The organism is Paracoccus hibiscisoli (assembly GCF_005048265.1).
Taxonomy (GTDB): domain Bacteria; phylum Pseudomonadota; class Alphaproteobacteria; order Rhodobacterales; family Rhodobacteraceae; genus Paracoccus; species Paracoccus hibiscisoli.
In genome coordinates, this window is record NZ_SUNH01000010.1 from 26,870 (window position 1) to 53,475 (window position 26,606).

At 68.4% G+C, this 26,606-nt stretch carries 27 protein-coding genes; 16 read left to right on the top strand and 11 right to left on the bottom strand.

From position 1 onward, the window contains the following. Positions 1–47 precede the first annotated feature (47 nt). The 3 genes from FA740_RS07980 to FA740_RS07990 are packed head-to-tail and all read left to right on the top strand — an operon-like array spanning position 48 to position 2,782. Positions 48–1,421: an MATE family efflux transporter gene (locus FA740_RS07980; RefSeq protein WP_136856249.1), complete on the top strand. Its 1,374-nt coding sequence runs from the start codon at positions 48–50 to the stop codon at positions 1,419–1,421. A gap of 24 nt (positions 1,422–1,445) precedes the next feature. Then, complete coding sequence (locus tag FA740_RS07985) at positions 1,446–1,682, top strand: Lrp/AsnC family transcriptional regulator (protein WP_136856250.1); 237 nt, start codon at positions 1,446–1,448, stop codon at positions 1,680–1,682. Beyond that, positions 1,682–2,782: a pyridoxal phosphate-dependent aminotransferase gene (locus FA740_RS07990; protein WP_136856251.1), complete on the top strand. Its 1,101-nt coding sequence runs from the start codon at positions 1,682–1,684 to the stop codon at positions 2,780–2,782. Before FA740_RS07985 ends, FA740_RS07990 begins: the two co-directional genes overlap by 1 nt. 81 nt (positions 2,783–2,863) lie before the next feature. Here the strand turns inward: FA740_RS07990 and FA740_RS07995 are convergent, their stop codons facing one another. From FA740_RS07995 to FA740_RS08005, 3 genes are all read right to left on the bottom strand, one after another. Next, positions 2,864–5,725, bottom strand: coding sequence for a valine--tRNA ligase (locus tag FA740_RS07995; RefSeq protein WP_136856252.1), 2,862 nt, complete (start codon positions 5,723–5,725; stop codon positions 2,864–2,866). Between the two features lie 74 nt (positions 5,726–5,799). Beyond that, positions 5,800–6,150: a DUF1428 domain-containing protein gene (locus tag FA740_RS08000; protein ID WP_136856253.1), complete on the bottom strand. Its 351-nt coding sequence runs from the start codon at positions 6,148–6,150 to the stop codon at positions 5,800–5,802. Between the two features lie 56 nt (positions 6,151–6,206). Then, positions 6,207–6,638: an Lrp/AsnC family transcriptional regulator gene (locus tag FA740_RS08005; protein ID WP_136856365.1), complete on the bottom strand. Its 432-nt coding sequence runs from the start codon at positions 6,636–6,638 to the stop codon at positions 6,207–6,209. Between the two features lie 168 nt (positions 6,639–6,806). Here FA740_RS08005 and FA740_RS08010 point away from each other — a divergent pair, with 168 nt between their 5' ends. Next, a complete protein-coding gene (locus tag FA740_RS08010; protein ID WP_136856254.1) occupies positions 6,807–7,961 on the top strand; it encodes a type III PLP-dependent enzyme in 1,155 nt (384 codons plus the stop codon). A 35-nt stretch (positions 7,962–7,996) separates the two neighbouring features. Beyond that, a complete protein-coding gene (locus FA740_RS08015) occupies positions 7,997–9,097 on the top strand; it encodes a DUF2235 domain-containing protein (protein ID WP_136856255.1) in 1,101 nt (366 codons plus the stop codon). A gap of 64 nt (positions 9,098–9,161) precedes the next feature. Here the strand turns inward: FA740_RS08015 and metF are convergent, their stop codons facing one another. Then, a complete protein-coding gene (gene metF / locus FA740_RS08020; RefSeq protein ID WP_136856256.1) occupies positions 9,162–10,034 on the bottom strand; it encodes a methylenetetrahydrofolate reductase [NAD(P)H] in 873 nt (290 codons plus the stop codon). Positions 10,035–10,125: 91 nt separating this feature from the next. On the opposite strand from metF, the gene FA740_RS08025 reads away from it, so the two are divergent. The 3 genes from FA740_RS08025 to FA740_RS08035 all read left to right on the top strand — a co-directional run bounded on the left by FA740_RS08025 (position 10,126) and on the right by FA740_RS08035 (position 12,957). Next, entirely contained in the window at positions 10,126–11,040 is a 915-nt protein-coding gene (locus FA740_RS08025; protein ID WP_136856257.1) for a LysR family transcriptional regulator, read from the top strand. 75 nt (positions 11,041–11,115) lie between these two features. Further along, on the top strand, positions 11,116–11,904 hold the full coding sequence (locus tag FA740_RS08030) for an inositol monophosphatase family protein (protein ID WP_136856258.1): 789 nt from the start codon (positions 11,116–11,118) through the stop codon (positions 11,902–11,904). Between the two features lie 99 nt (positions 11,905–12,003). Continuing rightward, complete coding sequence (locus tag FA740_RS08035; RefSeq protein ID WP_136856259.1) at positions 12,004–12,957, top strand: DMT family transporter; 954 nt, start codon at positions 12,004–12,006, stop codon at positions 12,955–12,957. Here the strand turns inward: FA740_RS08035 and FA740_RS08040 are convergent. After that, positions 12,923–14,986 (bottom strand): lytic transglycosylase domain-containing protein, encoded by a 2,064-nt coding sequence (locus FA740_RS08040; RefSeq protein WP_246053537.1) that lies wholly within the window; start codon positions 14,984–14,986, stop codon positions 12,923–12,925. The genes FA740_RS08035 and FA740_RS08040 overlap by 35 nt on opposite strands. Positions 14,987–15,109: 123 nt before the next feature. On the opposite strand from FA740_RS08040, the gene dapA reads away from it, so the two are divergent. Beyond that, entirely contained in the window at positions 15,110–15,985 is an 876-nt protein-coding gene (dapA, locus tag FA740_RS08045) for a 4-hydroxy-tetrahydrodipicolinate synthase (RefSeq protein WP_136856261.1), read from the top strand. Between the two features lie 65 nt (positions 15,986–16,050). Here the strand turns inward: dapA and FA740_RS08050 are convergent, their stop codons facing one another. Continuing rightward, complete coding sequence (locus tag FA740_RS08050) at positions 16,051–17,250, bottom strand: UbiH/UbiF family hydroxylase (protein WP_136856262.1); 1,200 nt, start codon at positions 17,248–17,250, stop codon at positions 16,051–16,053. A 71-nt stretch (positions 17,251–17,321) separates the two neighbouring features. Further along, positions 17,322–17,984 carry a pyrimidine 5'-nucleotidase gene (locus tag FA740_RS08055; RefSeq protein ID WP_136856263.1) on the bottom strand — a complete coding sequence of 221 codons (663 nt, stop codon included), beginning with the start codon at positions 17,982–17,984 and terminating at the stop codon, positions 17,322–17,324. Between the two features lie 65 nt (positions 17,985–18,049). On the opposite strand from FA740_RS08055, the gene FA740_RS08060 reads away from it, so the two are divergent. The 4 genes from FA740_RS08060 to FA740_RS08075 all read left to right on the top strand — a co-directional run bounded on the left by FA740_RS08060 (position 18,050) and on the right by FA740_RS08075 (position 20,701). Continuing rightward, positions 18,050–18,673 carry a GntR family transcriptional regulator gene (locus tag FA740_RS08060; protein WP_119884870.1) on the top strand — a complete coding sequence of 208 codons (624 nt, stop codon included), beginning with the start codon at positions 18,050–18,052 and terminating at the stop codon, positions 18,671–18,673. Then, on the top strand, positions 18,666–19,298 hold the full coding sequence (locus tag FA740_RS08065; RefSeq protein WP_136856264.1) for a DNA-3-methyladenine glycosylase family protein: 633 nt from the start codon (positions 18,666–18,668) through the stop codon (positions 19,296–19,298). Before FA740_RS08060 ends, FA740_RS08065 begins: the two co-directional genes overlap by 8 nt. Continuing rightward, the gene (locus FA740_RS08070; protein ID WP_136856265.1) at positions 19,295–19,951 is read left to right on the top strand and encodes an alpha/beta hydrolase; all 657 of its coding nucleotides are present in this window, start codon (positions 19,295–19,297) and stop codon (positions 19,949–19,951) included. Before FA740_RS08065 ends, FA740_RS08070 begins: the two co-directional genes overlap by 4 nt. A gap of 150 nt (positions 19,952–20,101) precedes the next feature. Continuing rightward, positions 20,102–20,701, top strand: coding sequence for an HNH endonuclease (locus tag FA740_RS08075; protein WP_136856266.1), 600 nt, complete (start codon positions 20,102–20,104; stop codon positions 20,699–20,701). A gap of 3 nt (positions 20,702–20,704) precedes the next feature. On the opposite strand, the gene FA740_RS19660 is transcribed toward FA740_RS08075, so the two are convergent. After that, on the bottom strand, positions 20,705–20,878 hold the full coding sequence (locus tag FA740_RS19660; protein ID WP_169306255.1) for a hypothetical protein: 174 nt from the start codon (positions 20,876–20,878) through the stop codon (positions 20,705–20,707). 232 nt (positions 20,879–21,110) lie between these two features. Between FA740_RS19660 and FA740_RS08080 the strand changes: the two genes are divergently transcribed. Both FA740_RS08080 and ilvD read left to right on the top strand, forming a co-directional pair. Beyond that, entirely contained in the window at positions 21,111–21,425 is a 315-nt protein-coding gene (locus FA740_RS08080; RefSeq protein ID WP_136856267.1) for a DMT family transporter, read from the top strand. Between the two features lie 186 nt (positions 21,426–21,611). Then, complete coding sequence (gene ilvD, locus FA740_RS08085) at positions 21,612–23,450, top strand: dihydroxy-acid dehydratase (protein WP_136856268.1); 1,839 nt, start codon at positions 21,612–21,614, stop codon at positions 23,448–23,450. A 21-nt stretch (positions 23,451–23,471) separates the two neighbouring features. Here ilvD and FA740_RS08090 read toward each other — a convergent pair whose 3' ends face one another. Both FA740_RS08090 and FA740_RS08095 read right to left on the bottom strand, forming a co-directional pair. Beyond that, complete coding sequence (locus FA740_RS08090) at positions 23,472–23,930, bottom strand: Lrp/AsnC family transcriptional regulator (protein ID WP_136856269.1); 459 nt, start codon at positions 23,928–23,930, stop codon at positions 23,472–23,474. After that, positions 23,927–24,382 (bottom strand): Lrp/AsnC family transcriptional regulator, encoded by a 456-nt coding sequence (locus FA740_RS08095; RefSeq protein ID WP_136856366.1) that lies wholly within the window; start codon positions 24,380–24,382, stop codon positions 23,927–23,929. Before FA740_RS08095 ends, FA740_RS08090 begins: the two co-directional genes overlap by 4 nt. A gap of 126 nt (positions 24,383–24,508) precedes the next feature. Between FA740_RS08095 and ilvC the strand changes: the two genes are divergently transcribed. Beyond that, positions 24,509–25,531: a ketol-acid reductoisomerase gene (gene ilvC, locus FA740_RS08100; protein WP_136856270.1), complete on the top strand. Its 1,023-nt coding sequence runs from the start codon at positions 24,509–24,511 to the stop codon at positions 25,529–25,531. Between the two features lie 195 nt (positions 25,532–25,726). Here ilvC and yghU read toward each other — a convergent pair whose 3' ends face one another. Next, a complete protein-coding gene (gene yghU, locus FA740_RS08105; RefSeq protein ID WP_211243660.1) occupies positions 25,727–26,590 on the bottom strand; it encodes a glutathione-dependent disulfide-bond oxidoreductase in 864 nt (287 codons plus the stop codon). Positions 26,591–26,606: the final 16 nt, after the last annotated feature.

Consider the following 26,606-nt stretch of genomic DNA (forward strand, 5'->3'; position numbering starts at 1 on the left):
CAATGCGGCCCCTTGCCGCGTTTCGCGCGCGCGGATATGGCAGGGGCATGCACGCGAAATACCGCCCCCATGTTCTTGCGACCCTGTCGTTGGGCCTGCCGCTGATCGGCAGCCACCTGGCGCGCATGGCCATCGGCGTGGGCGACACGGTGATGATCGGCTGGTACGGGGTCGAGCCTCTGGCCGCCCTGGTCATCGCCACCAGCTTTTTCCACATCCTGTTCTTTCTGGGCATGGGCTTCGGCATCGGCGTCCTGGGCCTGATCGCCACCCATGTCGCCGCCGGCCGAGAGACTGAGGTCCGCCGCGGCGCCCGCATGGCGCTGTGGCTGTCGGCGGGATTCGCGCTGGCGGTCATGCCGCTGATGTGGTGGTCCGAACCGATCCTGCTGGCCCTGGGCCAGACCCAGACGGTCAGCGCGCTGGCGCAGGATTACCTGCGCATCGCGGGCTGGGGTCTGGCGGTGGTGCTGGGCCAGCTGACGCTCTCCTCCTATCTGGCCGCGCTGGAGCGGACGCAGGTGGTGATGTGGGTGACGCTGGCCGGTCTGCCGCTGAACCTGTTCCTGAACTGGGTGCTGATCTTTGGCAACCTGGGCGCGCCCGAACTGGGCGTGCGCGGCGCGGCCATCGCCAGCGTCACCGTCCAGGTCGTCCAGCTGGCCGCCCTGATCGCCTATGCGGCCTGGGTGCCCGTGGCGCGCAAATACAACCTGTTTCAGCGGTTCTGGCGTCCGGACTGGCAGGCGATGTGGCAGATCGCCCGCATCGGCTGGCCCATCGGCCTGACCATGGTGGCCGAGGGCGGGCTGTTCGTCGCCTCGAACATCATGATGGGCTGGATCGGGACGGCGCAGCTGGCCGCGCATGGCATCGCGCTGCAGATCACCTCGATCACCTTCATGGCGCATCTGGGGCTGTCCAATGCCGCGACCGTCCGCGTGGGTCAGGCCAAGGGCCGCGGCGACCGCGCCTGGATGCGCGATGCGGCGCTGACGGTGATCTGGATGTCGCTGGCCTTTGCCGCGGTGGCCATCGCCCTCTATCTGCTGTTCTCGGAACAGCTGGTGCGGCTCTATCTGGACCCTGCCGACCCGCAGGCGCCGCAGATCGTGACGCTTGGGGCAATGCTGTTGATGTATGCGGCGCTGTTCCAGCTGACCGATGCGTTCCAGGTGATCGCGCTCGGCTTTCTGCGCGGGGTGCAGGACACGCAGGTGCCGATGTGGATCGCGGGTTTCAGCTATTGGGTCGTGGGCATGCCGGTGGCCTGGGCGCTGGCCTTTCCCCTGGGCTTTGGCCCGGCGGGGCTGTGGCTGGGCCTGTGCGTCGGGCTGACGCTGGCGGCGGTGCTGCTGATGCGCCGGTTCTGGCGGGGCCACGCGCGCGGGGACTGGACCCGCGCCACCGCCCCGGTCTAACCTGCCCCCGAAACGAGAGGTCCCATGCGCGCCGTCTTTGTCCAGTTCCGCTGCGATCCCGGCACCACCTATCAGGTCGCCGAAGCCATCTACGACCGCGAGGTCGTGTCCGAGCTGTATTCCACCTCGGGCGATTTCGACCTGATCGCCAAGGTCTACATCCCCGAGGATCAGGACGTCGGCCGCTTTCTGTCGGACCGCCTGTTCGACATCCCCCATATCAGCCGCACGCTGACCACGATGACCTTCCGCGCCTTCTGATGCGGTTTGCACCCCTGCCGGCGGGCCTGCCCGCGTCCGTCCCCTTCGTCGGCCCTGAAACGCTGGAACGCCAGCGCGGCGCGCCCTTCGCCGCCCGTCTGGGCGCGAACGAGAGCGCGTTCGGCCCCAGCCCCCTGGCCGCCCGCGCCATGCGCGAGGCCGTGGGCCAGGTCTGGAAATACGGCGATGCGCCCAGCTTTGATCTGACCCACGCCCTGGCCGACCATCACCGCATGTCCCCCGCCAATATCATGGTCGGCGAAGGCATCGACGGCCTGCTGGGCACGCTGGTCCGCCTGATGATCGCGCCGGGCGATGCGGTCGTGACCTCGGACGGGGCCTATCCGACCTTCAACTATCACGTCGCAGGCTTCGGCGGCGTACTGCACAAGGTGCCCTATCGCAACGATGCCGAAGACCCCGAGGCGCTGCTGGATCGCGCCCACGCGACCGGCGCGCGGCTGATCTATCTGGCCAATCCCGACAACCCGATGGGCAGCTGGCATGACGGCCCGGTCATCACCGCGATGCTGGACCGCCTGCCCGACGACTGCCTGCTGGTGCTGGATCAGGCCTATGCCGAATTCGCCCCCGCCTCGGCCATTCCCGACATCGCGGCGGACGACCCGCGGGTGATCCGCATGCGGACCTTTTCCAAGGCCTACGGTCTGGCGGGGGCGCGCATCGGCTACGCCCTCGGCGCGCCGGACCTGATCGCGGGCTTCGACCGCATCCGCAACCATTTCGGCGTGAACCGCCTGGCGCAGGCAGGCGCGCTGGCCGCGCTGGCCGATCAGGGCTGGCTGGCCCATGTCGTGGCCGAGGTCGCCACGGCGCGCGACCGCATCGCCGCCATCGGTGCCGCGAATGGCCTGACCGCGCTGCCCTCGGCCACCAATTTCGTGGCGCTGGACACCCATCGCGGCGGCGCCTTCGCCCGCACCTTGATCGCCGCGCTGGCACAGCATGGCGTGTTTGCCCGCATGCCCGGCGTGACACCGCTCGACCGCTGCATCCGCATCAGCTGCGCGCCCCTCCACGAACTCGACGTGTTCGAGGACGTGCTGCCCCGCGCCCTGTCCGACCTCGCCACCCGCTAGCGCGGCCCGGCTTCTTCTTCACCTCAATATCCCCGCCGGAGGCATCCGCCCCCGCGGGCAGGCACCTCCGGCGGCGCAGGCTCACATCGCCGCCAGCTGCGCCAGCGCGGCCTGCAGCCGGGCGATGTCATCCTCCAGCGCGGCCAGCTTCTCGCGGGTCTCGTCGATCACTTCGGCCTCGGCATTCTCGACGAATTTTGGGTTCGACAGGCGCTTCTGCAGGCCCTCGGCATCCTTGCGGGTCTTGCCTTCGGCCTTCCGCAGGCGCGCCGTCTCGGCTGCCACGTCGATCACGTCACCGATCGGCAGCGCAAAGGACGCCCCCTGCACCGACACCGAAATCATCCCCTTGCCCGCGGTCCCGTCCGCCGGGGCATTCACCCGCGCCAGCCGCTCGATCAGCGGACCGTTGTCGGCCAGGGCCGCACGCGCCGCAGGGTCCGCCTCGGTCACGACCAGGTCCAGCTTGGCCCCCGCCGGCACGCCCATCTGCGCGCGGGCCGACCGCACGCCCTCGATCAGCGCGATCACCCAGTTCATCTGGCGGTCCGCGTCGGCGTCGATCAGATCGGCGTCCAGTTCCGGCCAGTCGCCATGAACCAGCATGCGGTCGCGGTCGGCGGTCAGCGCCCACAGCTCCTCGGTGACAAAGGGCATGATCGGGTGCAGCATGGCAAAGCACTGGTCCAGCACCCAGCCCATCGTGGCCCGCGTCTCATCCGCATGCTCGCCGTCGAACAGCGGCTTGGCGAATTCGACATACCAGTCGCAGACCTTGCCCCAGACAAAGGCGTAAAGCCCCGTCGCCGCGTCGTTGAACCGATAGCTGGCCAGCGCCTCGTCGGTCGCCATCAGGATGCGCGCGGTCTCTCCGATGATCCATCGGTTCACGGTGTGGCTGGGCTGGGGCCGCGCCCCGCCGCCGCGCACGCCGTTCATCTCCGCGAACCGGGTGGCGTTCCAGATCTTGGTGACGAAATTGCGGTTCACCTCGACATGCTTGGGCCCCAGCTTGGGGTCGCGCCCCATCGCCGCCATGCTGGTCAGCGTGAAGCGCAGCGCATCCGCACCGTAAGCATCCACCAGCGTCAGCGGGTCGATCACATTGCCCTTGGACTTGGACATCTTAGCGCCTTTTTCGTCGCGCACCAGCCCGTGGACATAGACGGTGCGGAACGGCACATCGCCCACGACCTCCAGCTGCATCATCATCATCCGGGCCACCCAGAAGAAGATGATGTCAAAGCCCGTGACCAGCACGTCAGTCGGGAAATACCGCTCCAACTCGGGCGTCTTCTCAGGCCAGCCAAGCGTCCCGATGGGCCACAGGCCCGAGCTGAACCAGGTGTCCAGCACGTCGGGGTCGCGCGTCAGGGTCTTGCCCGGCGCCATGGCCTGCGCCTCGGCCTCGGTGGGGGCGCAATACTGGTTGCCCTCGGCGTCATACCAGACCGGGATCTGGTGGCCCCACCACAGCTGGCGGCTGATGGTCCAGGGCTCGATGTTCTCAAGCCAGTTGAAATAGACGCGTCTGTGCTGCTCGGGCAGGATCTCGGTGCGGCCCGACCGCACGGCCTCCAGCGCGGGTTCGACGATGCGCTTGGTGTCCACGAACCATTGGTCGGTCAGCATCGGCTCGATCACCACGCCGGAGCGGTCGCCAAAGGGCTGCATGATCGGCTTGGCGTCGATCACGGGGCGGCGTTCCAGATGCTCGGCGCCGGTCTCGGGTTCGATCTCGCGGTGCAGATAGGTGACGGCCAGACCTTCGGCGGTGATGGCGTCGATCACGCGCTTGCGGGCCTCGAACCGGTCCAGGCCGCGCAGCTCGTCCGGGACTAGGTTCACGGCCGTGACGTCGCCCACATCCTCGCCTGCGGCGGCGCGGGACGCGATGGCGGCGCTGTCGGCATAGGACAGCCCGTCGGCGCGCATCGCGCCCTTGGTGTCCAGCAGCGCATAGAGCGGGATGCCGTTGCGCATCGCCACGCCGTAATCGTTGAAATCATGTGCGCCGGTGATCTTGACCGCGCCGGACCCGAAATCGGGGTCGGGGTATTCGTCGGTGATGATCGGGATCAGGCGGCGGTGCTCCTTGGGCCCGACCGGGATCTCGACCATCTGGCCGACGATGGGGGCATAGCGGGCATCAGAGGGATGCACCGCCACCGCGCCGTCGCCCAGCATCGTCTCGGGGCGCGTGGTCGCGATGGAGATATAGTTGCGCGTCTCGCGCAGGGTCACGCGGCCGTCTTCGTCGCGTTCGACGTATTCATAGGTCGCGCCCCCGGCCAGCGGGTACTTGAAGTGCCACATATGGCCCGGAACCTCGCGGTTCTCGACCTCCAGATCGCTGATCGCGGTCTCGAAATGCGGGTCCCAGTTCACCAGCCGCTTGCCGCGATAGATGATGCCCTTGTTGTACAGGTCCACGAACACCCGGATCACCGCATCGTGGAAATTGCCCTCCTCGCCCGCAGGCGCGCCGGGGGCCCCGGACATGGTGAAGGCGTTGCGCGACCAGTCCGCACTGGCGCCAAGGCGCTTCAGCTGGTTGATGATCGTGTCGCCGGATTCCCGCTTCCAGTCCCAGATCTTGGCGGTGAAGGCCTCGCGCCCGATCTCGCGGCGGCCCGGCTCACCCCGTTCGGCCATGCGGCGTTCCACGACCATCTGGGTGGCGATGCCCGCATGGTCCTGACCCGGCTGCCACAGCGTGTCAAAGCCCCGCATCCGGTGCCAGCGGACCAGGATGTCCTGCAGCGTGTTGTTCAGCGCGTGACCGATATGCAGGCTGCCGGTGACGTTGGGCGGCGGGATCATCACGGTGAAGGTTTCCGCCCGCCGCGCATTGGCCCCGGCGGCAAAGGCGTTCGCGGCCTCCCACCCGGCGGCGATCCGGGCCTCGGCATCCGCCGCGTCAAAGCTTTTTTCCATCGTCATCGCATCACCCCATCTGTTGCAGCGGGATTAGCGAATGCAGGGCCAAAGGCCAAGCCCGTCGGCGACCCGGTCTGTCAGCTCAGATCCAGGATGGGGGCAAAGCCGCCCCAGAACATGCGCGCGCCGTCAAAGGGCATCTCGCCCATCTCGGGGTGGTCTTCTGACATCATCGCGGCCCATGCCGCATCGGCAGTCGCGCGGTCGGGCCATTCGATCCAGGAAAACACCGGAACCTCGCCCTCCTGCGCGTGGGTCGCGCGATAGAAATCGGTCTGCTTGCCATGGGGCACGTCCTCGCCCCAGCATTCGACCATCCGCAGCGCGCCGTGGCGCTTGAACATCGGCCAGGACGCCTTGGCGTGGGTGATGTAATCGTCGCGCCGCTCGGTGGGCACGGCGGCGACAAAGCCGGAATAATAGGTCATGACGGTCCTCCTCTGCGACAGACTGTCCGCCCGTCACAGATTCGGATCAAGCCCGATCAGACCGCCCGGTCCAGTTTCGTGGACAGGTGGATCAGGCTTTCCGACGACCGCACGCCCTCGATGCCCCCGATGCGGTCCAGCGTATCGTCCAGATCGCTGGTCGAGGCCGCTGCCAGCTGGATCAGCAGGTCGACCCGGCCGCTGGTGGTGTTGACACGCTCGACCTGGGGAATGACCTTCAGACGCGACAGCACGGCAGGTTGGGCGCGCGGCTCGATCCCCAGCAGCACGGTGGCGCGGATGCGCGCGGCACGCGCCGCCTCACCCAGACGCAGGGTATAGCCGGCGATGGCGCCCGACGCCTCCAACCGCTCCAGCCGGGCCTGCACGGTCGATCGCGCGACGCGCAGGCGGCGGGCCAGCACGGCCACCGACATGCGCGCATCGCCCGACAGCTGCGCCAGAATGTTGCGATCCAGGTCGTCCAATGCCCCGTCCACCCGCCTGTTTCGTCAAAATGACATGAACTGCGTCATAATAACCGGGACAGGGCGCGATTCTACCCTTTTCATCGGTGAAATCGGAACCCAAAAGCGCCATTCTGGGTTGAGGAACCTTAGCCCCATCACCACCAGCCTCCTGCGAAAGGAACCGCAATGGGACAACAGAAGACCGTCTGGGATAATCCGGCCGAGGTCATCCGACATCTGGCCCCGGAACATCCGGTCATGGTCTTCGCGCCGACGGTGCTGCAGGACCGTGCGCGGCAATTCATCGACGGCTTTCCGGGGCTGGTGACCTATGCGGTCAAGTCCAACCCCGAAGAGGCCGTGATCCAGAACCTGGTCGCCGCCGGCATCCAGGGCTTCGACGTGGCATCGCCCTTCGAGATCGACCTGATCGGCCGCATGGCCCCGCACGCGGCGCGCCATTATCACAACCCCGTTCGCGCCCGGACGGAAATCGCGCATGCCGTGACGCAAAACATCCGCGCCTGGTCCGTGGACAGCCGGTCCGAACTGGACAAGCTGTTCGACCAGGTGCCGGTGACGGTGGACGGGCAGGGGGTCGAGATCTCTCCCCGGTTCAAGCTGCCGGTGCTGGGGGCGGCCTATGATTTCGGGTCCAAGTTCGGCGCCTCTCCCGAGCTGGCGGCCGAGCTGTTGGCCGAGGTTGCGCGCCGCGGCTATGTCCCGTCGCTGACCTTCCATCCGGGCACGCAATGCACCGACCCCATCGCGTGGGAAAGCTATATCCGCGTGTCCAAGGACATCTGCGACATGGCGGGCGTGCGCGCGGTGCGGCTGAACGTGGGCGGGGGCTTCCCGTCGCACCGGGTCATCGGGGTTGAGCCGGACCTGACGTCGATCTTCCAGGAGATCGCCGACACCGTGACCGAGATGTTCGGCACCGACGCCCCCGCCCTGGTCTGCGAACCGGGTCGCGGCATCGTGGCCGACGCCTATGCGCTCATCACCCGCGTCAAGGGCGTGCGCGACGGTGGCCATGTGTTCCTGAACGACGGCGTCTATGGCGGTCTGGCCGAGCTGCCGATCATCGGCAACATCGACCGCATCGAGGTTCTGGACCCCCAGGGCCGCCCCCGCACCGGCGATGCGGGTGGCCGGGTGATCTTTGGCCCGACCTGCGATTCGGTCGACCGCCTGCCGGGCGAGCTGTCCCTGCCGGGCGACGTGGCCGAGGGCGATTATGTCATCTTCCACGGCGCCGGTGCCTATTCGACCGTCACCAACACGCGGTTCAACGGCTTTGGCGCCATGACCCACGCGACGGTGATGCACCTGTCGTAACGGTTTGCTCATGCCCGCATGCTAGCATCGCGGGCATGAGCACCATTCGACCGCCCATCACCCATGTCGTTCTGATGGATGGCACCTTCGCCTCGCTGGCGGACGGGCGGCGCAGCTCCATCGGGCGCATCTATCGCCTTCTGTCGGGCCAGCTGGGTCCTATGCCGCCGGGCCGCCTGCGCCTGCATTACGGCATGGGCCAGCAATGGACGCGCTGGCGCACCCTGCCGGACCTGGCCATGGGCCGCATCCTGGAAACCCGCATCACCGAGGCCTATGGCTGGCTGGCCAGCAGCTATCATCCGGGCGACCGGATCTTCATGCTGGGCTATTCCCGCGGGGCCTTTGCGGTGCGCAGCCTGGCGGGGATGATCAGCCGCATCGGCCTGTTGCGGGCGGATGCAGCCACGGAACGCCATATCCGGCTGGCCTGGCGCTATTACCATCACGGCGGCACGCCACAGGCGCTGGCGGCCTTTCGGCGCAGGCGCTGCCATGCGCAGGCCCCGATCCGCATGGTCGGCTGTTTCGATACGGTGATGGCCCTGGGCCTGCGCCTGCCGCTGCTGTGGATGCTCACCGAGCCGGGCTTTCGTTTTCACGACGCGCATCTGGGGCAGGGGATCGAGCACGGCTTTCAGGCGTTGGCCTTGGACGAGACGCGCGCCGCCTTCGCGCCGCTGCTCTGGGATGACGACCATGCGGCGGGGCGGGTGGAGCAGATGTGGTTCCGAGGGGCCCATCCTGACATCGGGGGCCAGTTGTCGGGGTTCGAATTCGCGCGGCCTTTGGCGAACATCCCGCTGGTCTGGATGCTGGACCGCGCCGAATCGGTGGCACTGCCGCTGCCCCCCGACTGGCGCGACCTGTTCCCTTGTGACCCGACCGCCCCGTCGATCGGCAGCTGGCGGAACTGGGGCAAGGCCTTTCTGGCCCGCGCGCCCCGCCTGGCCGGGCGCACGGGAACCGAAGCCCTGCATCCGACCGTCCCGCAGCCCTATCCCGGCCCCGCCCTGCTGACCGGCGAGCTGGCCGCGGCCGCCCGCCCCGCGCGCCGCCGCTTCAAGCGACGCCACGCCCCGCCGGATAGCCCGGCTGAAACCGCAAGCCCTACGGCGCAGGCTTCTTCTTCATAAAAATATCCTCTGGGGGTCCGGGGGGCGAAGCGCCCCCGGCCACCGCCCGCCCGCAGGCGGGCCGTCAGGCGACGGCTTCCAGCCCCGGCTGCGGGCGAACGCCCAGGGCCGCACAGACATCGCGGGTCAGCTCGGGCCGATTCAGCGTATAGAAATGCAGCCTGTCCACCCCGCCCGCGATCAGCTGCTCGCACAGGTCGACGCACAGGCCGGTGGCCAGCTGGCGCGTGGCCTCGGGTCCGTCCAGCGCGGCCAGCTGGAACGCCTCCTCGGCCCAATCGGGCACGGTGGTGTTGCAGGTCGCGGCAAAGCGCTTGGTCCCCGCCCAGCTCTGCACCGGCAGCAGCCCCGGAATGATCGGCGCGTCGATGCCCGCCGCCGCGCATTTGTCGCGGAACCGAAAGAACGTGTCCGCCTCGAAAAAGAACTGCGTGATCGCGCTGGTCGCCCCGGCATCCAGCTTGCGCTTGAGCCAGGTGACGTCGGCATCGCCGTCGCGGCTGTCGGGATGCGGTTCGGGATAGGCGCCGACGCGGATGGTCATGTCGCCGCGCGCGGCGATGGCCTCGATCAGCTCGACCGAATTGGCAAAGCCGTCGGGATGCGGGGTGAAGCGGTCGGCGCCCTTGGGGGCATCGCCGCGCAGGGCCACGATCTCGGTGATGCCGGCATCGGCATAGGACTGCACGATCTCCATCGTCTCGGCGCGGGTCGCCTCGACGCAGGTCAGGTGGGCGGCGACCGTCAGCCCGAACTGGCGGTTGATGGTGGTGACGGCCTCATGGGTCAGCTGGCGCGTGGTGCCGCCCGCGCCATAGGTGACCGACACGAAATCGGGCGCCAGAGGCGCCAGCGCCCGCGCCGCCTCCCACAGCTTGAACGAGGCCTCCAGCGTCTTGGGCGGAAAGAACTCAAAGCTGATCTTGGGGGTGCTCATGGCGAATCCTTTCTGTTGGCGCATCTTGTGCCATGCGGCGCGCTGTGAGACAAATTCATAATCCTCAAGATCAACCTGAGTTTCATTCATCATGCACTTGGAACTGCGCCATCTGCGAACGGTCCATGCCATCCACGAACAGGGCGGCCTGGCCCGCGCGGCCCAGGTGCTGAACATCACGCAATCCGCGCTGTCCCATCAGGTCAAGGCGCTGGAGGCGCAGTCCGGGGTCGAGCTGTTCGTCCGCCGCGCCAAGCCCATGCGCCTGTCGGCGGCGGGCATGCGCCTGCTGCGCCTGGCCGAGCAGGTCCTGCCCCTGGTCGCCGCCACCGAGGCCGAGTTCAAGGGCGTCGAGGCCGGTCGCATCGGCCGGTTGCACATCGCGATGGAGTGCCACGCCTGCTTCGACTGGCTGCTTCCGGTGCTGGACATCTTTCGCCGCGCCTGGCCCGATGTCGATGTGGACATCCGCCAGCGGCTGGCCTTTGGTGCGTTGCCCGCGCTGGTGCGCGAGGAGGTCGACCTGGTGATCTCGTCCGACCCTGAGGATCTGGCGGGCGTCACCTTTCAGCCGCTGTTCGACTATGCCCCGACCCTGGCCGTGCCCGCGGGGCATCCGCTGGTGGCCAAGGGCTATGCCGACCCTGCCGATCTGGCGGGCGAAACCCTGATCACCTATCCGATGGACCGGGCACGGCTGGACGTGTTCAGCCAGTTCCTGACCCCCGCCAATGTCGAACCGGCCCGCCAGCGCATGGTCGAGCTGACCGCCGTGGCGGTCATGCTGGTGGCCTCGGGGCGCGGGGTCGCGGTCATGCCCGACTGGGTGCTGCGGCGCGAGGCGGCAAACCCCGAGCTGGCCCTGCTGCCGCTGGGGCCGCAGGGCATCCGGCGCAGGCTGTACGCGGCGGTGCGCACGGATGATCTGTCCCAGCCCTATCTGGCGCATGTGCTGCGGCTGTCGCGCACCGAACCCCTGCGGATGCTGCGCGGGGCCCCGAACTGAGGCGGACCGGGTGACGCTTGGCTTTCCGGCGCGTCTGGCCTATGACGCGCCCAACCCCAATTCCCGGAGCACCCGATGGCAAGCGCCAATCTGAACGTCATGATCAAGGCCGCCCGCAAGGCCGGGCGCGCCCTCGTCAAGGATTTCCGCGAGGTCGAGAACCTGCAGGTCAGCGTCAAGGGCGCCGGCGATTTCGTCACCCGCGCCGACCGCGAAGCCGAACGCCTGATCAAGGAAGAGCTGATGACCGCCCGCCCCAGCTATGGCTGGGTCGGAGAGGAGACCGGCACGGATGAGGGCGACGATCCGACCCGCCGCTGGATCGTCGATCCGCTGGACGGGACCACGAACTTTCTGCACGGCCTGCCGCATTGGGCCGTCTCGATCGCGCTGGAGCACAAGAAAGAGATCGTCGCCGCCGTCGTCTTCGACGCCGCCAAGGACGAGATGTTCATCGCCGAAAAGGGCACCGGCGCCTATATGAACGACCAGCGCCTGCGCGTCTCGGGCCGCACGCGGATGTCCGAATCGGTCTTTTCGACCGGCATCCCCCATGCCGGGACCGGACCCATGCCCGCGATGATCCAGGATCTGGCGCAGCTGATGCCGGTGGCGGCGGGTGTGAGGGGCTTTGGCTCGGCCGCGCTGAACCTGGCCTATGTCGCGGGCGGCCGCTTTGACGGCTATTGGGAGCGCGGCACGAAGCCCTGGGACGTGGCGGCGGGCATCCTGCTGGTCCGCGAGGCCGGCGGTTTCGTCCACGGCATCCGCGAGGGCGACGACCCGCTGGAATCGGGCCGTCTGATCGCCGCGAACCCGGCCCTGCTGGAGCCGTTCGCCAAGATCATCCGCGCACGCGACTGAACCGCCACAGGTCGGGGCTTGCACGCCGTGCAACCCTGACCGCCGCTTGACCTTGGGTCGGGGCGGGCGCAACACGGGGGCATCCCTGAAGGCGCGCCCATGTCCGACGACCGATCCCACCCCCCCTATGCCGCATCGGCCGCCGTCGCGGCCCCGCCCCCCATCCCGCCGCAGACGCCGCCGCCCGTGCGCGACCGCACCCGGCTGGCCATCGCGCTGATGTGCCTGGTCAGCCTGATCTTTGCGTTTCAGGACGTGTTCTCGCGCATCCTGGGGGGTGACTATCCGCCGGTGCTGATCGTGATGATCCGCTATTGGGTGTTCGCGGCCTTTGTCATCGCGCTGGTCGCGCGACAGCCCGGCGGGCTGCGCCGCGCCATCCGCACCAAACGCCCGCTGACCCAGATCGCCCGCGGCGTGATCCTGGCGCTGGAGGTGGTACTGATGGTCGAGGCCTTCGTCCGCCTGGGCCTGATCGAGACGCATGCCGTCTTTTCCGTCTATCCGCTGCTGGTCGCGGCGCTGTCCGGCCCGGTCCTGCGCGAGACCGTGGGCTGGCGCCGCTGGACCGCCATCGCCATCGGGTTCCTGGGCATCCTGGTGATCCTGAACCCCGGCGGCGGCGTCATCAGTGTGACCGCGCTGCTGCCCTTTGCCGCCGCCCTGATGTTCGCACTGTACGGCCTGCTGACGCGGCATGTGTCGCGCGACGATCCGGCGATGGTCAGTTTCTTCTGGACGGGGGTGTCGGGGGCGGTCGCCATGACGCTGATCGGCATCTGGGACTGGCAATGGCTGGCGCCGATGGACTGGGTCTGGATGGGCTGCCTGTGCGTCTGCGGCATGACCTCGCACTACCTAATGATCCGCAGCTATGAGATGGCCGAGGCCTCGGCCCTGCAGCCTTTCGGCTATACCCAGCTGGTCTGGGTCAGCATCATCGGCGTCTGGCTGTTCGGAGAGACGCTGCGCCCCAACGTGGTGGTCGGGGGCGCGATCGTGGTCGCGGCGGGCATCTTCACTCTGTGGCGACAGCGGCGGCGGTCTGCGTGAACCAGCTGTCGGGCAGGCGCGGCCCGATGAAGGGCTTGGCCACCGGCCGCGCCGACAGGGCCAGCGTCAGCCGCTGGGGTGGCGGCGGCACCTGGCCCCCGCCCGCCAGATCCCACCGGGTGACGACCGGCGCGGGCTTGCCGTGGATGCGGGCGCGATAGACGGGCAGCGCCTCGGCCACGCGCATCACATAGTTGCGCGTCTCGTCAAAGGGGATCAGCTCGACCCAGTCCACGGGGTCGGCGTCGCGTCGCAGGTCGCCGAAATCGCCCAGCCAGCGCGCCGACCGCCCCGGCCCGGCATTATAGCCCGCCGCGATCAGCGCCACCGACGGGCCGAACCGGTCGGCCAGATCGATCAGATATTGCGACCCGATCCGCGCGTTATAGGCCGCGTCGCTGGACAGGCGGCCCAGGTCATAGGGCAGGCCGATCTGGCGCGTGACCTGTTCGGCGGTGCCGGGCATCACCTGCATCAGCCCCTGCGCCCCCACCGGGCTGGAGGCCAGGTGGTTGAATTCCGATTCCTGGCGCGCGATGGCCATGACCAGTTCCGGGGGCGGGCCCAGATCCTCGCGCTCCAGCCCGGTCAGGGGGAAATGCGCGACGGGCCAGATGACGCCCTGATTGGCCGATTGCTTGGCCAGGCGCAGGCCGTGCCATGGGGTGCCGGCCTCGTACATCAGGCGCGACATGCGGGCGATGTCCTCAGGGGTCGACCGCTGCGCCAGATGCAGCAGGAACCGCTGCGCATCGTCGCGACGCCCGCTGGCCACCATCCACAGGGCGGCGCGGAACAGCCCCTCCTCGCGCAGCGCGCTGCCGCGCCAGTCGGGCAGGGTGTCGATGGCCCGGTCGGCCACGGCGTAATCTTCGGGCAGGGGGCGACCCACCTTTTCCATCGCCAGCTGGCCGTAATAGGTGCCGGGCAGGTCGGCGGCCGCCTGCCACGCCGCCTGCGCCGCATCCGCATCGCCAAGCGCGTCATGCGCCCGGCCCTGCCAATAGAGCGCGCGCGAGGTGCTGATGGCCGCGCTGACCACCGTTTCCAGATGGTCGAAATGGGTCAGCGCGCGGGCCGGATCACCGGTCTTCAGCGCGGCATAGCCCGCCAGCCATTCCAGATCGGCGTAATGGCGGTTCTCGGGCGTCAGGAAATGCGGCGTGGCCAGACGCAGCGCGCGGTCCCAATCGCCGTTCCGCATCGCCAGCCGCGCATAATCGACCCGCATCGAGGCCCAACGGCCGGGGTCACGCAAGCCTTCGGCGCTGGTCGAGGCCTCCAGCAGCAGCGCCTGCGCGCCGTCATGGGCCCGCGCGCCCACGCGCCAGTCGAACCGGTCCAGCGTCAGGCCCGGATCGGCGCGCTGGTCGTCGGGCAGGGCCAGGATCAGGTCGTCCACACCCTCGCGGCCCGCCTGTAGGGCGATGCGGGCGCGGGGCAGGGCGCGGTCGGCCTCAGTCAGGCGGGGCAACAGGCGTTCGGCCTGCGCCCATTCGCGCGCATCCAGCATCGCGGTGACGCGGGCGGGGACCAGCGCCTCCAGCGCGGGATAGGCGGCCAGCAGGGCGGTCTCGTCGGCCTCGGGCAGGGGCTGGCGGACGAAGAACGCGGCGCGGGCATCAGCGGCCTCGGCCTCGGGCAGGATCGCGGTCAGCGCGTTCAGCCCGGCCCGCGTTGTCGGGGTGCGGGTGTCGAACCACAGGCGGATGTCGTCGGGGTCGGCGCCGGGGCGCAGCTTGGCCTCGCCGCGCTGGATCAGCAGGTCCAGGCCGGGCCAGTCGGGATGGTTGCGCAGGAACGCGGCATAGTCGGAAAACTCGCCATATCCGGCGCGAAGCGCGTGCCAGCCGACCAGCGCCTCGGCCAGAGGACCGGCCAGGCGGGCGGCGTCGCGGGCGGTCACCCAGTCGCGCGCCTCGGTCGCGGCCAGGGCCAGTGCCATCGCGCCCGGCTCCTCGGCCTGCGCGGGGGCGGCAAGGGGAAGGGCCAGCAGGCCCGCAATCAGCATGTCACGCAGAAGTCGCATCACCACCCTGTGTCACCGTCATGGCCCTCCGACGCAATTCACAACCTTGGCAAGATCGCAGCCCTTGGATAGGGAGGACCGCGGATTTGCCTGCATTCACCAAGGATCATCATGGAGCGTGTCATGTTCAAAGGGTCGATGCCAGCCCTGGTCACGCCGTTCACCCCGGACGGCGAGCTGGATCTGGACACGCTGCAAAAGCTGGTCGAGTGGCACATCGCCGAGGGCAGCCACGGCATCGTGCCCGTCGGCACCACCGGCGAAAGCCCGACCCTGACCCATGACGAGCACCGGCTGGTCATCGAGGAGGTCGTGCGTGCGGTGAATGGCCGCGTGCCGGTGATCGCCGGCGCGGGGTCGAATTCGACACGCGAGGGCATCGGCCTGCTGCAGCATGCGGCCAGCGTGGGCGCGGATGCGGGGCTGGTCGTCACGCCCTATTACAACAAGCCGACGCAGGCGGGGCTGATCGCGCATTACACCGCGCTGACGGATGCCTGTGACCTGCCGATCATCATCTACAACATTCCGGGGCGGTCGGTCGTCGACATGATGCCCGAGACGATGGGCGTGCTGGCGCGCATCCCGTCGATCATCGGCGTCAAGGACGCGACCGGCAAGCTGGAGCGGGTCAGCTGTCAGCGCATGACCTGCGGGCCCGATTTCATCCAGCTGTCCGGAGAGGATGCAACGGCCCTGGGCTTCAACGCGCATGGCGGCGTGGGCTGCATCAGCGTGACCGCGAATGTGGCGCCGCGCCTGTGCGCGCAGTTTCAGGAGGCGACGCTGCGCGGCGATTACGCGGCGGCGCTGGAGATCCAGGACCGGCTGATGCCGCTGCATCTGGCGATCTTTGTCGAGCCGGGGCTGGTCGGGGCGAAATACGCGCTGTCGCGCCTGGGCCTGTGCGACGAGCGCGTGCGCCTGCCGCTGACGCCGCTGACCGAGCCGACCCGCCGTCTGATCGACGCGGCGCTGGAGCATGCGGGACTGCTGTAGATTGCGTCCCGCGACGGCGGGGGGCCAGCCCCCCGCACCCCCCGGTGTCGCGCGGTGCCGGGGCCTTAGCTGAGACCCAGACCGGCCCGCATCATCATGCGCCGCACGGGTGCGATCCCGTACAGCCCGCCCAAAGCCGCGGCGCGCAGGTCGCGCAGCGGGCGCATCTGCGCCTGGCTGGCGCGGTTCAGCGCGTCGATGGCCAGGATGCGCGCATAGGCATCGGGGCGGCGCGTGCGGTTATAGCGCGCAAGGCTGTCCGCGCTGCCCGGTTCGGCGCGGCTGAGGTCCAGCAGCGCGGAGAGGTCGGCCAGGCTCATGTTCAGGCCCTGCGCGCCGATGGGGGGCAGGACATGCGCGGCCTCGGCGATGAGCGCCGTGCGGGGGCCGGCGAAGCGGTCGGCGATCTGGCTGATGATCGGCCATGTGGTCAGCGCCGTGGCCGGGCGCAGGGGGCCCAGCACCCCGGCGGAGCGGTCGTTCAGCGCGGCCTCGAATGCGGGCGCGGGCAGGGCCGCCAGTGCGTCGACGGCGGCCGCGTCGTCCATCCACACCACCGCCGATCCGGGCCGCCCGGCGCGATCGGGCAGGGGGACCAGCGTGAAGGGCCCGCCCGAGCGGTGCACCTCGGTCGAGACATTGTGATGGGGCTGCTCATGCGTGACGGCAAAGGCCAGCGCCTTTTGGCCATAGCGCCATGTGCGCGTGCCGATGCTAAGTGCGCGCCGGACGGTCGAATCGCGCCCGTCCGCGCCGATCAGCAGGCGGGCACGCAGGCGGCGGCCACTGGTCAGGGTCACGACCGCGCCTTCGGATCGGGGCAGGACCGTCGCCGTGCCGGTGCCGTGGATCACCCGGACCGAGGGCAGGGCGTCGATGCGCGCCATCAATTCGCGCCGCATCAGCCAGTTGGGCAGGTTCCAGCCAAAGGGCTGGTCGCCGATCTCGGCCGCGTCGAAGTCGCGGGTCAGGCGGGGCGTTGCCGTGGCCCCGCCCGCATCGACGATACGCATGACCTGCAGCGCGGTGGCATGGGGGGCCAGGCTTTCCCACAGCCCGATGCGTTCGAACAGCGCAACGGATGGCATCAGGAAGGCGGTGGAGCGCAGGTCGGCGCCCGCCGCACCCTCCTCCGTCACGGGCGGGGCGGGGTCGACGCAGAGGACCGAGAACCCCTGGGCCCCGAAGGCGCAGGCGGCGATCAGCCCGGCCAGTCCGCCGCCCGAGATCAGGATGTCGATGTCGTCGATGCGCGTGTCGGTCATGGCAGGCCCTTTCGGTTCCGGGTCAGACTGCCCCGCCGCGCGGGCCGGGGAAAGGGGCGGCGCTGTCGCAGTCAGACCAGTGCGCGCAGAAAACCGGTCAGGTCATGGGTGCGGTACTGGACATGAGGGCCGACCCCGCCCGTCAGCGCGTCGGGCCCGTGGCGACCGTCGCCCACCAGCACGGTGCGCATGCCCAGGTCATGCGGCACGATCAGGTTGCGCGGGTCGTCCTCGAAGAACGCGGCCTGGGTCGGGTCGATGCCCGACGCGGCCAGGATCGGCGCATAGGCGCGGGGGTCGGGCTTGGGGTGAAAACCCGATTCCTCAATGCCATAGACGGCGTCGAACAGATCCTCGGGCAGGGCGCGGGCGGCCAGCACGCGGCGGGCGTAACCCGCATCGCCGTTGGTGTGGATGATCCGCCGCCCCGGCAGGGCCGCGATGGCGGCGGCCAGGCCCGGGTCCGGGGTCAGCACCGAAAAGTCGATGTCGTGCACATCGGCCAGATAGGGGCCCGGATCAATGGCATGTTCGGCCATCAGCCCGGCCAGCGTGGTGCCGTGCAGGCGCCAGTAATCGGCGCGCAGGCGGTTGGCGTGATCCTGCGGCACGTTCAGGGCGCGCATCATATAGGCGGTCATCCGCACCTCGATCTGCGCGAACAGCTGCGCCTCGGGCGGATAGAGGGTGTTGTCCAGATCGAAGATCCAGGCGGTGACATGCGAAAAATCCATGGCGCAGGCATAGCTTGGCGCGCGCCCGCTTGCAATTCGCGCCCGCAGCGCCAATCGTTGGCCGCATGAAAGACGCCTATTCCCTGATCCTGACCGCCATCGAGGGCGGCACCTATCGCCCCGGCGACCGGCTGGTCGAATCCGAGCTGGCCGAGCGTTTCGGCGTCAGCCGCACGCCCGTGCGCGAGGCGCTGCAGCGGCTGGAGACGCAGGCCATGCTGGTCCGGGACGGGCGCAGCCTGATCGTGGCATCGCTGGACCACAACCAGCTGGCGGAGCTGTACACCGTGCGGGCGGAACTGGAGGCGCTGGCCGCCCGCCTGGCCGCCCGCCACGCCACCCCCGAGGAGGTGCGCGTGCTGGCCCAGATGGTCGAGGAGGACCGCCGCGCCAAGGGCGACCCCGAGGCGCTGGCCCGCGCCAACAAGCGGTTCCACCGCCAGATCCACCTGGCCTCCCACAACCGCTATCTGGTCCAGCAGCTGGATCTGGTGCATCGGACCATGGCGCTGATGGCGCGGACATCGCTGGCCGCCGAGGGGCGGGGAGAGACCGCGCTGGCGGAACATGCCCGCATCGTGGATGCGATCGCGGCGGGGGACGGGGCGGCGGCGGACCGCGCGCTGCGCCAGCACATCTCGATGGCGTGGGAGACGCGGCTGAAGCTGGAGGCGCAGGCGGGTGGCTGAGCCGCGCCTGATCCTGACGCAAGCCGATATCGACGAGGGCTGCGCGCATCTGGCGGCCGTCTGCCCGGTCTGGGCGCGGGTGCTGCCCGAGCTGGGCCCGCTGCCGCTGCGCCGTCAGCCGGACGGGTTCGCGGCGATGGCGCAGGCGATCGTGGGCCAGCAGGTCTCGGTCGCGGCGGCGGCGGCGATCTGGGGGCGGTTGCTGGCGGCGGGGCTGCACCGGCAGCAGACGCTGCGCGACGCCGATGACGACACGCTGCGCGCGGCGGGCCTGTCGCGGCCCAAGGCGCGCTATCTGCGCGGCATCGCCGCGGCGGGGCTGGACTGGGAGGGCCTGCGCGCCCTGCCCGACGACAAGGCCATCGCGGAACTGGTGGCCCTGCCGGGCATCGGTGTCTGGACCGCCGAGATCTATCTGAAATTCGCGCTGGGCCGGGCCGATGTTTTCGCGGCGGGCGACCTGGCGTTGCAGGAGGCCGCGCGCGGCATGTACGGCCTGTCCGACCGGCCCGGCCCCGCGGCGTTGCGCGCGATGGCCGAGCCGTGGCAGCCGTGGCGCGCGGTTGCGGCGCGGGGGCTGTGGGCCTATTACCGCTGGGCCAAAGGACGCGAGGGAATATCATGATCGAACCGCTGCAATCCGCCCGCCGGGGCCCCGAAAAGGCCGGATCGGTCGTCGTGTTCCTGCACGGCTATGGGGCCGACGGCACCGACCTGCTGGGCCTGTCCGAACCGCTGGCGCAGCACCTGCCCACGACCGCCTTCTATGCGCCGGACGCGCCGGAGCCCTGCCGGAACAACCCGATGGGGTATCAGTGGTTTCCGATCCCTTGGCTGGACGGTTCGTCCGAGGTCGACGCCCGCATCAGCATGGGCCAGTCGGTCGCGGCGCTGAACGAATTCCTGGACACCGTGCTGGCCGCCGAGGCGCTGACCGCCGACCGGATGGTGCTGGTGGGCTTTTCCCAAGGCACGATGATGGCCCTGCAGGTCGCGCCCCGCCGCGACGATGCGGTGGCGGGCGTGGTCGGGTTTTCGGGGCGGCTGTTGTCCCCCGAAACCCTCGCGACCGAGGCCCGCGTCCACCCGCCCGTCCTGCTGATCCACGGCGACCAGGACGAGGTCGTGCCCTTTGACGACATGGCAGTGGCGGGCCAGGCGCTGCAGGGGGCGGGGTTCACCGTCTATGGCCATGTGATGGAGGGGACCGGCCACGGCATCTCTCCGGACGGGCTGTCGGTGGCGCTGGCCTTCCTCAAGGAACACCTGCGCGACTGAGCTGTCACGCTGCCGTCATTTCGGGCGGATACAAGTCCCCGTATCGGTTATAGATGCGGGGGCTTGCCAGATGGTCGCCGCCAGATATAGTCGGGTCAACGGATCTGACGGGCGCCCCGGTCAACCCCACGGGGCAGACGGGAAGGCGCTATGCTGGACGACCATCATCACCCCGACTTTCGAACGCAATTCGTGCGTGAACCGGCGAACCTGCGCCATTATCCGGCGCTGGTGCTGAATGCCGACTATCGCCCGCTGAGCTATTATCCGCTGTCGCTGTGGCCTTGGCAGGAGGCGATCAAGGCGGTGTTCCTGGACCGGGTCACCATCATCGCCGAATACGACCACGAGGTGCGAAGCCAGCGACAGGCATTCCGCATCCCCTCGGTGGTGGTGCTGAAGGATTTCGTCCGACCCCAGAAGCGCGTGGCATTCACGCGCTTCAATCTTTTTCTGCGGGATGAATTCTGCTGTCAGTATTGCGGGGCCAAGGGCGATCTGACCTTTGACCATGTTGTGCCGCGGTCGCGCGGCGGGATCACCAGTTGGGAGAACGTGGTCGCGGCCTGTTCGCCCTGCAACCTGAAAAAGGCCAATCGCAGCCTGCGCCATTCCGGGATGCACCTGCGCCGCCCGCCGCGCCAGCCTTCGGCCGATGAGATGCATGCCGTGGGGCGGCGCTTTCCGCCCAACCACCTGCATGACAGCTGGATGGATTTCCTGTACTGGGACGCGGAACTGGACAGCTGAGCCTCAGCCGTCGTGATCATGCCGCCCGCGCTGGTTCAAATGCACCAACAGCGCGCCGCTGAGCGCGATCAGCAGAAATGCCACCGGCGGCACGCCCGCGGACAGGCCTGCCCAGATCGTCGCGCCAGCGGCCAGGACCACGGCGGCGATCATCACGAGGAAATGGGTCAGCGGCATGGGTCACTCCTTCTCCTTCGGGGAATATGGGCCGGGCGGCGCGGGTTGAAAAGGCCATCCGATCAAATGCACGGCGTTTTGCGGGTCCGTCCGGCGGATTCGCGCGGATTTGACGCAATCCGGGCGCATGTCTTGACCCCCGGTCGGGGCGACCCTAGATCAGCGGGCGAGGACGACCTCCCCGCATCGGGTGTCATCTCCGGGACGGCCCGGATTCGCGTGAGGTACCCCCATGCCCTGGATCCTTCTGTTCGCCGCCGGTCTGCTGGAAATCATCTGGGCGACCGCCATGAAATATTCCCAGGGCTTCACCCGCCCGCTGCCGACGGCGGTGATGGTCGTGGGGATGGTGGCGTCCTTCTGGCTGCTGGCAACGGCGATGCGGTCGCTGCCCCTGGGGACGGCTTATATGGTCTGGACCGGCATCGGCGCGGTGGGCAGCTTTGTCGTGGGCGTGGTCTTTCTGGCCGAGCCGGTGACGGCGATGCGCATGGCGGCGGCGGGTCTGATCGTCGCGGGCATCGTGACCATGAAGCTGGCGTCGTGACGGCGCGGCGGCCCGGCGCGGGTTGCGTCCCGCGACGGCCGGGGGCGCTCGCGCCCCCCGGACCCCCCGCCCCGCGCGCCTTTGTGAGGGGGTGCGGACAGAAAAGCGCGCCCGGCGGCGTGCGGGGGTAATTTCCTTCCGTCGCGCGGGGTGATAGACGCAATCGCAGCCAAAGGAGATCAGCCCATGCCCGCCTATCGTTCCCGCACCACCACTCATGGCCGCAACATGGCAGGCGCGCGTGGCCTGTGGCGCGCGACGGGCGTCAAGGAGGGCGATTTCGGCAAGCCGATCATTGCCATCGTCAACAGCTTTACCCAGTTCGTGCCGGGCCACGTCCATCTGAAGGATCTGGGCCAGCTGGTCGCCCGCGAGGTCGAGGCGGCGGGCGGGATCGCCAAGGAGTTCAACACCATCGCGGTCGATGACGGGATCGCCATGGGCCATGACGGGATGCTGTATTCGCTGCCCTCGCGCGAGATCATCGCCGATTCGGTCGAATACATGGTCAACGCCCATTGCGCCGACGCGATGGTCTGCATCAGCAATTGCGACAAGATCACGCCGGGCATGCTGATGGCGTCGCTGCGCCTGAACATCCCCACCGTCTTCGTGTCGGGCGGCCCGATGGAGGCCGGCAAGGTCGTGCTGCAGGACGGGCGCGTCAAGGCGCTGGATCTGGTCGACGCGATGGTCGCGGCGGCCGATGATTCGGTGTCCGACAGCGACTTGGCCGCGATCGAACAGGCGGCCTGCCCGACTTGCGGGTCCTGTTCGGGGATGTTCACGGCCAATTCGATGAACTGCCTGACCGAGGCCCTGGGCCTGTCGCTGCCGGGCAACGGCTCGACCTTGGCGACCCATGCCGACCGCAAGCGGCTGTTCGTTGAGGCGGGCCACCTGATCGTCGATCTGGCCAAGCGCCATTATGACGGCGACGATTACAGCGTGCTGCCCCGCAACGTGGCCAGCTTTGCCGCCTTTGAAAACGCGATGACGCTGGACATCGCCATGGGCGGGTCGACCAACACCGTCCTGCACCTGCTGGCTGCGGCGCATGAGGCGGGCATCGATTTCACCATGTCCGACATCGACCGCCTGTCGCGCAAGGTGCCGGTCCTGTGCAAGGTCGCGCCCGCCAAGGACGATGTGCACATGGAGGACGTCCACCGCGCCGGCGGCATCATGGCGATCCTGGGTCAGCTGGATCGGGCGGGTCTGCTGGACACGTCCGTGGGCAGCGTCCATTCCGGCACGCTGGCGCAGGCGCTGGACCGGTGGGACGTGTCGCGCACGGAGGCGGCCTCGGTCCACGACTTCTTCCGGGCGGCACCGGGCGGGGTGGCCACGCAGACCGCGTTCTCGCAGGCGAACCGCTATGACGATGTCGATCTGGACCGCGAAAAGGGCGTGATCCGGTCGGCAGAGCATGCCTTTTCGCGCGATGGCGGGCTGGCGGTGCTGTATGGCAACCTGGCCGAGGATGGCTGCATCGTGAAGACGGCGGGCGTGGACGATTCGAACCTGACCTTCGAAGGCCCGGCCCATATCTTCGAAAGCCAGGATGACAGCGTCAGCGCCATCCTGACCGGCAAGGTCAAGGCCGGAGAGGTCGTGCTGATCCGTTACGAAGGCCCGCGTGGCGGCCCCGGCATGCAGGAGATGCTGTATCCGACCAGCTATCTGAAATCCAAGGGCCTGGGCAAGGAATGCGCGCTGGTCACCGATGGCCGCTTTTCGGGCGGCTCGTCGGGGCTGTCGATCGGCCATGTCTCGCCCGAGGCGGCCGAGGGCGGCACGATCGGCCTGGTCGAACAGGGCGACCTGATCCGCATCGACATCCCCAACCGCCGGATCGAACTGATGGTCGATGACGCGACCCTGGCCGCCCGCCGCGCGGCCCGCGAGACGGAGGGTTGGAAGCCCGCCAAGCCGCGCAAGCGCAAGATCACCACGGCCCTGCGCGCCTATGCCTCGATGACCACCAGCGCGGCCAAGGGCGCGGTCCGGGTCGTCCCGGAGTGATCCGCGCGCCGGGGCCTGGGGTCACCCCAACGGCCCCGGCCGCCGCTCCTCCGACAGCATCACGTTCGCCTCGACCTGACCGACGCCGGGCAGGGTCATGATGCGACGCCTCAGGATACGCTCGAAATCGCTGATGTCGCGGGCGGTGATCCGCAGGCGATAGTCGAACTGGCCCAAGACATGCTGGACCAGCTGCACCTCGGGGATGGCGGTGACGGCGCGCTCGAAATCCTCCAGGCCGGTGCGGCCCTTGGCGGCCAGCTTGATCCCCAGAAAGACCGTCACGCCAAAGCCCAGGGCCGCAGGGTCCAGCACCACCCGACGCCCCGCGATCACCCCCTGCTCGGTCAGCCGCCGGATGCGCCGCCATGCGGCGGGCTGGCCGATGCCCACGGCGCGCCCGACATCGGCGGCGCTGGTCGTCGCGTCATGGGCCAGCACGCGCAGAATCGCCAGATCGGTCGTGTCCAGCCCGCTCACAACGCCAACTCTCCGCTGTCCTTGATGGTCGCGACCAGCATCAGCGCGTCCAGCTCCGCGATATGGGGCAGGGTCAGGATGCGGTCGCGATAGACCTGCTGCCAATGCGCCATGTCGCGCGCGATCACCGATGCCCGCCAGTCGACGCTGCCCAGAAAGGACTGGATCTCGATCACCTCGGGCACCTCCCGCAGGGCCGCCAGAAATTGGTCAAAGGCGCGTGGGTCGGTCTTGTCCAGCGTGAAGCGCAAGGACACCTCGACCTCCCAGCCCATGGCGCGCCAGTCGATGCGGGCCTGGATGCCCCGCAGGACGCCCGCCTCGCGCATCCTCTCCAGCCGCCGCCACAGGCTGGCGGGGGTCACGCCGGCGCGCTCCGCCAAGGCCGCATTGGCGGCGGAGGGATCGGCCAGAAGCTGGCGAAGAATGCGCCGATCTGTCGTATCAAGCATGAATTTCATGAATGTCGTTTATCAAAGCATGATCTTTTCACAAGACCGCATCTTTTCGGTCAGATCGAACGATGGCTGCACGGCAAACGCGCTAGAACCGGGGCAGCATATCGAAAGGACTTTCCCATGCGCGTTTACTATGACCGCGACTGCGACGTGAACCTGATCAAGGATGCCAAGGTCGCGATCCTGGGCTATGGCAGCCAAGGCCATGCCCATGCCCTGAACCTGCGCGACAGCGGCGCCAAGAACGTCGTCGTCGCCCTGCGCGACGGCAGCCCGTCGGCGCAGAAGGCCGAGGCCGAGGGCCTCAAGGTCATGGGCATCGCCGAAGCCGCCGCCTGGTGCGACGTCATCATGTTCACCATGCCGGACGAACTGCAGGCCGAGACCTACAAGAAATACGTCCATGACAACCTGCGCGACGGCGCGGCGATCGCCTTTGCGCACGGCCTGAACGTGCATTTTGGCCTGATCCAGCCCAAGCCCGGCGTCGATGTCATCATGATGGCGCCCAAGGGCCCCGGCCACACGGTCCGCGGCGAATACACCAAGGGCGGCGGCGTGCCCTGCCTGGTCGCGGTGCATCAGGACGCCTCGGGCAAGGCGATGGATATCGGTCTGTCTTATTGCTCGGCCATCGGCGGCGGCCGTTCGGGCATCATCGAGACGAACTTCCGCGAGGAATGCGAGACCGACCTGTTCGGTGAGCAGGCGGTCCTGTGCGGCGGCCTGGTCGAGCTGATCCGCTGTGGCTTCGAGACGCTGGTCGAGGCGGGCTATGCCCCCGAGATGGCCTATTTCGAGTGCCTGCACGAGGTGAAGCTGATCGTCGACCTGATCTATGAGGGCGGCATCGCCAACATGGACTACTCGATCTCGAACACGGCGGAATACGGCCAGTATGTCACCGGCCCGCGCATCCTGCCCTATGAGGAGACCAAGGCCCGCATGAAGGCCGTGCTGACCGACATCCAGCAGGGCAAGTTCGTCCGCGACTTCATGCTGGAGAACGCCGTCGGCCAGCCGACGCTGAAGGCCTCGCGCCGCGCCAATGACGAGCATCAGATCGAACAGGTCGGCGCCAAGCTGCGCGAGATGATGCCCTGGATCTCCAAGGGCAAGATGGTCGACCGCGCGCGCAACTGATCGACCGCGACCGGGGGTTTCACACCCCATGCCCGGTGCCAACGCACCGGGCGTTCGCCTTGGAAAAGGTCCCCCGGACCTTTTCCGGACGCGGCTCACCCCCGTGGGATATTTCCTTGAAGAAGAAGCAGTCTTTCTTCTTCACTCAAATATCCTGGGGGGAGTCCGAAGGACGGGGGGCAACGCCCCCCTTTCTCATGCCTGCCGCTTGTCCTCGGTCCGCGTCTGGAAATCCGACGCGTCGTGGCGCTCATGCAGCTGCTTGGAGGGATCGCCCGACACGTTGTTCACCATGATCCCGCGCTGCACGGCCGGGCGTGCCGCGATCTCGGCCTGCCAGCGGTGCAGGTTGCGATAGCTCTCCGCGTCCAGAAAGGTCGCCGCATCGCCATAGGCGCCGCCGGTGATCAGCCGCCCGTACCACGGCCATATCGCCATGTCGGCGATGGTATAATCGTCGCCCGCGATGAACCGGTTGTCGACCAGGCGCCTGTCCAGCAGGTCCAGCTGGCGCTTGACCTCCATCGTGAAGCGGTCGATCGCATATTCGATCTTTGTCGGCGCATAGGCATAGAAGTGCCCAAAGCCGCCGCCCAGATAGGGGCCCGCACCCATCTGCCAGAACAGCCAGTTCAGCGTCTCGGTCCGCGCCGCGGGGTCGGTGGGCAGAAAGGCGCCATATTTCTCGGCCAGGTACAGCAGGATCGACCCCGATTCAAAGACCCGCTGCGGCGGGGTCACGGAATGATCCATCAGCGCGGGAATCTTGCTGTTGGGGTTGGCCGCGACGAAGCCGCTGCCGAACTGGTCGCCATCGCCGATCTTGATCAGCCAGGCGTCGTATTCGGCGTCGTGGCCTGCCTCCAACAGCTCCTCCAGCAGGATCGTGACCTTCTGCCCGTTGGGCGTCGCCAGCGAATAGAGCTGCAGCGGATGCCGGCCCACAGGCAGGTCGCGGTCGAACTGCGCGCCGGCGGTGGGCTTGTTGATGCTGGCGAACTGGCCGCCATTCTCCTTGCCGGGGGTCCAGACCTTGGGCGGGGTATAGTCGTCGCTCATCGGGATATCCTGTGAT